General features: G+C 67.5%; 1 protein-coding gene. It reads right to left on the minus strand.

The window, feature by feature from the left end; genetic code table 11:
* On the minus strand, positions 1 to 277 hold a 277-nt coding region (locus VJI77_RS07475; RefSeq protein WP_323988963.1), incomplete at both ends, for a hypothetical protein.

Consider the following 277-nt stretch of genomic DNA (forward strand, 5'->3'; position numbering starts at 1 on the left):
CGAAGAAGATCCGGCCGAAGGCTTCCTGATCGGCCACGGTGGTCAGGTTCTTCACCAGCGTCTGCAGATCGGGCGGCTCGCGGAAGACCGAGATGCCGAGCCGATTGGCGAAATCCTGCAGATAGGCGAACATCGCGTCGTAGCGCGCGGCATCGCCGGCGGCGAAGGCGTCGAACTGCGCCGCTGTGCGCGCCCGGTCGCGCCAGCCGACAAACAGCCGGCCGTCCTCGAGCGGGTGGACCAGCGTCGGGTCGGTCATGACAAAGCGCAGGCCATG

Source organism: Parvimonas sp. D2 (genome assembly GCF_035282635.1).
GTDB lineage: Bacteria > Bacillota > Clostridia > Tissierellales > Peptoniphilaceae > Parvimonas.